This window comes from Micromonospora sp. AMSO12t (assembly GCF_008806585.1).
Lineage (GTDB): Bacteria > Actinomycetota > Actinomycetes > Mycobacteriales > Micromonosporaceae > Micromonospora > Micromonospora reichwaldensis.
Window position 1 is genome coordinate 1 of record NZ_WAAS01000306.1, and the last position, 6,989, is coordinate 6,989.

Consider the following 6,989-nt stretch of genomic DNA (forward strand, 5'->3'; position numbering starts at 1 on the left):
CGGCCCGCCGGGCGTCACTGGCCGCGCGCCGGCGGGAGGCGGTGCTCGGCGCGCTGGCCGGTGCGGGTGCGAGCCGGGTGCTGGATCTCGGCTGCGGCGGCGGTGCCCTGCTCGCCGCGCTGGTCGGCGACCGCCGGTTCACCGAGATCGTGGGCACCGACGTGTCCACGCACGCGCTGACCCTGGCCGCCCGGCGGCTGCGGCTGGACCGGCTGCCCGAGCGGCAGCGGGACCGCATCCGGCTCTGGCAGTCCGCGCTGACCTACCGGGACGACCGGCTGCGCGGGTACGACGCGGCGGTGCTGATGGAGGTGATCGAGCACGTCGATCCGCCCCGGCTGCCGGCGCTGGAGGACGCCGTGCTCGGTCACGCCAACCCGGCGACCGTCGTGGTGACCACGCCGAACGCCGAGTACAACGTCCGCTACGAGGGGCTGCCCGCCGGGCGGTTCCGGCACGCCGACCACCGCTTCGAGTGGACCCGCGCGGAGTTCGCCGCCTGGGTCGACCGGGTGTCCACCACGTACGGCTACACCGCCGCGATCAGCGGGGTCGGCGACGACGATCCCGAGGTCGGCGCCCCCACCCAGCTCGTCGTGCTGACCCGGAAGGAGAACCCGTGACCACCCTCGACATCCCCGAGCTGGCCCTGGTCGCACTCGTCGGCGTCTCCGGCTCCGGCAAGTCCACCTTCGCCCGCCGGCACTTCGCGCCCAGCCAGGTGCTCTCCTCGGACACGTTCCGGGCGATGGTCGCCGACGACGAGAACGACCAGTCCGCCTCCGCCGACGCCTTCGACGCGCTGCACCACGTCGCCGGCACGCGGCTGCGCCGGGGCCGGCTCACGGTGGTCGACGCGACCAACCTCCAGCCGCACGCCCGGGCGGGCCTGGTGCGGGTGGCCCGCGAGCACGACGTGCTGCCGGTGGCCGTCGTGCTGGACGTGCCCGAGGCGCTGGCGTGGGAACGCACCGAGGGCCGCGCCGACCGCACCTTCAACCGGCACGTGCTCGCCCGGATGCAGCGCGACCTGCGCCGGTCGTACAAGCTGTTGGCCCGGGAGGGCTTCCGCAAGGTGCACGTGCTGCGGGGCGTCGAGGAGATCGACGCCGCCGAGATCCGCTACGAGAAGCTGTTCAACGACCGGCGCGAGCTGACCGGGCCGTTCGACATCGTCGGGGACGTGCACGGCTGCCGCGCCGAGCTGGAGGCGCTGCTCGTCCGGCTCGGCTGGGAGCTGCGCCGCGACGAGCGGGGCCGGCCGGTGGACGCGACGCACCCGTCGGGGCGTACCGCCGTCTTCGTCGGTGACCTGGTGGACCGCGGCCCGGACTCCCCTGGCGTGCTCCGCCTGGTGATGGGCATGGTCGCCGCCGGGCACGCGATCTGCGTGCCCGGCAACCACGAGCAGAAGCTGCTGCGCCGGCTGCGCGGCCGCGAGGTGCGGCTCACCCACGGGCTGGCCGAGACGATGGAGCAGCTGGCGGCCGAGCCGGACTCCTTCGTGGCCGAGGTGGCGGGCTTCATCGACGGCCTGACCAGCCACTTCGTGCTCGACGAGGGCCGGCTGGTGGTCGCGCACGCCGGGCTGAAGGAGGCGTACCAGGGTCGCGCGTCGGGTCGGGTGCGCTCCTTCGCGCTGTACGGCGAGACCACCGGCGAGACCGACGAGTACGGGATGCCGGTGCGTTACCCGTGGGCGCGGGAGTACCGGGGTTCGGCGATGGTGGTCTACGGGCACACCCCGGCCGCCGTGCCGGAGTGGGTGAACAACACCATCTGCGTCGACACCGGCTGCGTCTTCGGCGGCCGGCTCACCGCGCTGCGCTATCCGGAGAAGGAGCTGGTCTCGGTGCCGGCGGAGCGGGAGTGGTACGCGCCGACCCGCCCGCTGGCCGCCGCGCCGGCCCGACCCGACCAGGTGCTGGAGCTGACCGACGTGACCGGCCGGCGGCACGTCGAGCACCCGTACGGGTCGCTGACCGTGCCGGCGGAGAACGCGGCCGCCGCGCTGGAGGTGATGAGCCGCTTCGCGGTCGACCCGCGCTGGCTGGCCTGGCTGCCGCCGACGATGGCGCCCTGCTCGACGGCGACGTCGGGCGGCTTCCTGGAGCACCCGGCGCAGGCGTTCGCCGACTACCGCGCGGCGGGCGTGGACCGGGTGGTCTGCGAGGAGAAGCACATGGGCTCGCGGGCCGTGGTGCTGGTCTGCCGGGAGCCCGACGGCGGGCCCTTCGGTCCGGGTGGCGGGGTGGTGCACACCCGCACCGGCCGCCCGTTCTTCGGCGCGCCGCTCGACAACGAGCTGCTCGACCGGGTGCGCGCGGCGGTCGGCGGGGCGGGGCTGTGGGACGAGCTGGGGACGGACTGGCTGCTGCTCGACTGCGAGCTGCTGCCCTGGTCGGCGAAGGCGGGCGGACTGATCCGCGAGCAGTACGCCGGGGTCGGTGCCGCCGGCCGGGCCGCCCTGCCGGCGGCGCTGGCCGCGCTGGAGGCGGCGGCTGGGCGAGGGCTGCCCGTGGGTGAGCTGCGTGACCGGATGGCCCGTCGCCGCGACGAGATCATGGCCTACTCGGACGCCTACCGGGCGTACGTGGGGCCGACCGACGGGCTGCGCGGGGTGACCCTGGCCCCGTTCGCGGTGCTGGCCGGCGCGAAGGCCAGCTACGCCGACCGGGACCACGGCTGGCACCTCGGGCTGGCCGACCGGCTCTGCGCCGCCGACCCGGAGTTCTTCACGCCGACGCGCCGCCAGGTCGTCGACCTGGCCGATCCGGCCGCCGAGGCGGCGGCCACCGAGTGGTGGCTGGCGCTGACGGCGGCCGGCGGCGAGGGCATGGTGGTGAAGCCGTACGCCGGCCCGGCCGCCCGCACCGAGCGGGGTTCGCTGCTTCAGCCGGGCATCAAGTGCCGGGGCCGGGAGTACCTGCGGATCATCTACGGTCCCGGCTACGACGAGCCGGAGCAGTTGGCCGCGCTGCGCCGCCGGTCGCTGGGGCGCAAGCGGGGGCTGGCGCTGCGCGAGCACGGGCTGGGGCTGGCGGCGCTGGACGCGCTGGTCGCCGGTGCTCCGCTGTGGCGCCGGCACGAGCTGGTCTTCGCGATCCTGGCCTGCGAGTCCGAGCCGGTCGACCCCCGGCTGTGACGAGGCGTGACGGGTGACGGCGGTCGACGGCGGCCGTCACCCGTGACCGCCGGTCCGCGGCTGTCGGTGACCGCGGGTATGGTCGCCGGCCATGACGTACGAGGCGTTCTACGAGCCGGCCGGCGGTGGTCGGTTCGGGTCGACGCCGGCGACCGCCGGCCCGTGGGATCCGGCCGCCCAGCACGCCGGCCCGCCGTCGGCCCTGCTCGCCCGGGCGCTTGCCGGTCACGACCCGGTCGACGGCCAGCTCCTCACCCGCGTGTCGGTGGACATCCTGCGTCCGGTGCCGGTGGCGGAGTTGACGCTGCGGGTCCGTACGGTCCGGGCCGGCCGCCGGATCACGCTGGTGGAGGGGATCGCGGAGGCCGGCGGGCAGGAGGTGCTGCACGCCCGGGGCTGGCGCGTCCTGGCCCCGGCCGAGCCGACGCCCGCGACGGCCGACGACGGGCCACCGGTGCCGGGGCCGGACGCGGGCGCCGAGCCGGAGCACTGGGCCGCCGCGCACTCCGCCGGTTATCTGTCGGCCATGCAGTGGCGTTTCGTCTCCGGCGCGTTCGTCGAGCCGGGCCCGGCCCGGGTGTGGGTACGGCCCCGGATCCCGTTGCTGCCCGGCGAGCCCGTCGGCCCGGCGGAGCTGGCGCTGCTGGTGGCGGACTCGGGCAGCGGGGTGAGTGCCCGCCTGGACCTGGCCCGGTGGCTGTTCGTGAACGTCGACCTGACGGTGACCCTGCACCGGCCGCTGCGCGGCGAGTGGCTCCTGCTCGACTCGGCCACCACGATCGGGCCGCACGGTTCGGGCGTGGCGGCGAGCCGGCTGGCCGACGCCGACGGCACCGTGGGTGGGGCCGTGCAGACGCTCGTCGTCGCTCCCCGCTGAGGCGGCGCATCGGGTCGGGCCCCGGTGCCGGATGTGCCTGCCCGACCGGGCTGGCGCCGCCTCGCGCGCTGTGACGTCGAGCACCGGGCCGGCCGGCGGCCACCTAGACTACGGACGTTCCGTCACCGACCGGCATACATCGGAGGTCGCCTCGTGCCGACGCCCACCACCACCCTGGCCCTGGGGCCGAGCTGGCTCGATCCAGAGGTGTTGATCTCGACGTTCGGGCTGATCGGCATCCTGGTGATCGTCTTCGCCGAGTCCGGCCTGCTGATCGGGTTCTTCCTGCCGGGCGACTCGCTGCTGTTCACCGCGGGGCTGCTCACCGCGGACGGGAAGTACATCACCTACCCGCTGTGGCTGGTCTGCCTGCTCATCACCATCGCGGCGATCGCCGGCGACCAGGTCGGGTACGCGTTCGGCCGCAAGGTCGGCCCGGCGCTGTTCCGCCGGCCGAACTCGAAGCTGTTCAAGCAGGAGAACGTGCTCAAGGCGCACGAGTTCTTCGAGAAGTACGGCGCGCGCTCCATCGTGCTGGCCCGCTTCGTGCCGATCGTGCGGACGTTCACGCCGATCGTGGCCGGGGTCAGCCGGATGAACTACCGCACGTTCGTGATCTACAACGTGATCGGCGGCGTGCTCTGGGGCACGGGCGTGACCGTGCTCGGCTACTTCCTCGGCCAGATCCCGTTCGTCAAGGCGAACATCGAGATGATCCTGATCGCCATCGTGTTGATCTCGGTGGTCCCGATCGCCGTCGAGCTGCTGCGGGCGCGGATGGCCGCCAAGCGTGGCACCAGCGCGCAGGAACGGGCCGCCGCCGAGGAGGCGATCCGGGAGACCCGCGAGCACTACGGCAAGCACTGACCGACCGGCCGTCCGGTGCCGCCCCCGGTGGGGGATGGCACCGGACGATCGGTGAAGGTCAGCGCGCCTTCTTGGTGGCGCGCTTGCGCGGCGGGGTCAGCAGATCGGCGATCGTGGCGATCGCCGACGGCACCAGCCGGTAGTACGCCCAGACACCGCGCTTCTCCCGCTCCAGCAAGCCGGCCTCGGTGAGGATACGCAGGTGGTGACTGACCGTCGGCTGCGAGAGGCCGAGGGGTGCGGTCAGATCGCACACGCACGCCTCACCCTCGGGCGCCGACTGGATCAGGCTGAGCAGCCGAAGTCGAGCAGGGTCGGCGAGGGCCTTGAGGACCCCCGCCAGACGCTCGGCATCGGCACGTTCGATCGGCTCGCCGGCAAGCGGCGAGATCTGAGGCATAGTCATTTCGGCCAACGCAGTTCCCACGTATTCCATCCTTCCACCAGCAGCATCGATCCGCCTGCATATCGGCGGATCCGAATCGGCAGACTTTTACGCCACAAGGCCGAGGTCAGCCAACGTATAGGCCGCTCGATACGGCAATCCGGCGGCTCGCACCGCGTCGCCGGCGCCTCGATCAACAATAACCGCCACACCCACGATCTCGGCCCCGACCTCGCGAAGGGCCTCGACCGCCGTCAACACACTTCCCCCGGTAGTGGAAGTGTCCTCCACCGCCAACACCCGCCGGCCGGCCACGTCCGGCCCTTCGATCCGACGCTGGAGACCGTGCGTCTTACCCGCCTTGCGGACCACGAACGCGTCCACCGGACGGTCGGTCCCGGACGCGGCGTGCACCATCGACAGCGCCACCGGGTCGGCACCCAGGGTCAGCCCGCCCACCGCGTCGTACTCCCAGTCGGCCGTCAGGTCACGCATCACGCGCCCCACCAACGGAGCGGCCTCGTGATGGAGCGTGACGCGACGTAGATCGACGTACCAGTCGGCCTCGCGGCCTGAGGAGAGCACCACCCGGCCGTGGACCACCGCCAGGTCAGTGATGAATTTACGCAGGTCGTCGTGGTCCCCCATGCCGATAGAGGGTACTGCTCAAGTCTGGGAGTCGTGTGCGGGGTCCACCGGGATCAGCCCTGGGGACGACCGACGGGTGGCGATGGCCGGCTACGCTGAGCGACCGTTCAGCCGGACATATCGGACGATCGACGGAGGTCGACGGGGCAAGCCCGCCCCGACCCGCCGCTCAGCCGCCGTCGCGGCCGATCCGGCCCCGGGTGTCCCGGGACACCGCCTCCAGCAGCCGCCGGGGCGCGTGCCGCAGCCCCGCCACGGCGAGCTTGTACTTCCACGCGGGAACGCTGACCAGCTTGCCTTTCCGCAGGTCACGCAGGGCTTCGTCGACCACGTCGTCGGCCCGCAGCCACATCCACTCCGGCGTCTTCGACATGTTGATGCCGGCGCGCTCGTGGAACTCCGTACGCGTGTAGCCGGGGCAGAGCGCCATCACGCGCACGTCGAAGGGCCGGGCGGACTGGCCGACGGACTCGCTGAAGTTGGTGACCCACGCCTTGCTGGCGGAGTATGTCGAACCCGGCATGACCGCGCCGAACCCCGCCACCGAAGAGACATTTATCACTGCCCCACGGCGCCGCTCGGTCATCGGACGCAGGGCCGCGAGGGTCAGCCGCATCACGGCGTGCACGTTGAGCCGCAGCAGCCGCGCCTCGTCCTCGGCGGACGAACGCAGGAACGGGGTGTTCAGGCTGATCCCGGCGTTGTTGACCAGCAACTCGATCGGCGGCCCCTCGACCAGCCGCCGCTCCACCGTCGCGCAACCGTCGTCGGTGGACAGGTCGGCCGGGATCGTCTCGACCTCCCGGCCGTGCCGCCCGGTCAGCTCGGTGGCCGTCGCCGCCAGCCGGTTCGCGTCCCGGGCCACCAGCACCAGGTGCCAACCGTCGGCGGCCAGCCGGCGGGCGAACGCGGCACCGATGCCGGCGGTCGCTCCGGTGATCAGGGCCCGCCGCTCGCTGGCCGACTGGTCGAGCGTCACGGGCGGTCCTCACTCGGCGGGTACGGGGGCGCGGGCGGCGCCCCGGGCGGCTGGTGCGGGGGCTGGACGGGTGCTGTCTGTTATACAC

General features: G+C 73.3%; 7 protein-coding genes. 4 read left to right on the forward strand and 3 right to left on the reverse strand.

All coding sequences use genetic code 11. The annotated features are described in order from the left end of the window. The 4 genes from F6X68_RS28615 to F6X68_RS28630 form a co-directional block, all read left to right on the forward strand. The coding region (locus tag F6X68_RS28615) for a methyltransferase (protein ID WP_151457169.1) at positions 1 to 623 on the forward strand (623 nt) is incomplete at its 5' end. Further along, positions 620 to 3,145 carry a polynucleotide kinase-phosphatase gene (locus F6X68_RS28620; protein ID WP_151457170.1) on the forward strand — a complete coding sequence of 842 codons (2,526 nt, stop codon included), beginning with the start codon at positions 620 to 622 and terminating at the stop codon, positions 3,143 to 3,145. The genes F6X68_RS28615 and F6X68_RS28620, both read left to right, overlap by 4 nt. A 91-nt stretch (positions 3,146 to 3,236) precedes the next feature. Further along, complete coding sequence (locus F6X68_RS28625; protein WP_151457171.1) at positions 3,237 to 4,022, forward strand: thioesterase family protein; 786 nt, start codon at positions 3,237 to 3,239, stop codon at positions 4,020 to 4,022. Positions 4,023 to 4,175: 153 nt separating this feature from the next. Further along, positions 4,176 to 4,889 carry a DedA family protein gene (locus tag F6X68_RS28630; protein WP_151457172.1) on the forward strand — a complete coding sequence of 238 codons (714 nt, stop codon included), beginning with the start codon at positions 4,176 to 4,178 and terminating at the stop codon, positions 4,887 to 4,889. A 58-nt stretch (positions 4,890 to 4,947) separates the two neighbouring features. On the opposite strand, the gene F6X68_RS28635 is transcribed toward F6X68_RS28630, so the two are convergent. The 3 genes from F6X68_RS28635 to F6X68_RS28645 form a co-directional block, all read right to left on the reverse strand. Next, positions 4,948 to 5,325, reverse strand: a complete 378-nt coding sequence (locus F6X68_RS28635) for a helix-turn-helix transcriptional regulator (RefSeq protein WP_007454255.1) — start codon at positions 5,323 to 5,325, stop codon at positions 4,948 to 4,950. 57 nt (positions 5,326 to 5,382) lie between these two features. Further along, positions 5,383 to 5,922, reverse strand: coding sequence for an orotate phosphoribosyltransferase (gene pyrE / locus F6X68_RS28640; RefSeq protein ID WP_151457173.1), 540 nt, complete (start codon positions 5,920 to 5,922; stop codon positions 5,383 to 5,385). 169 nt (positions 5,923 to 6,091) lie between these two features. Continuing rightward, positions 6,092 to 6,901, reverse strand: a complete 810-nt coding sequence (locus tag F6X68_RS28645; RefSeq protein WP_151457174.1) for an SDR family oxidoreductase — start codon at positions 6,899 to 6,901, stop codon at positions 6,092 to 6,094. Positions 6,902 to 6,989: the final 88 nt, after the last annotated feature.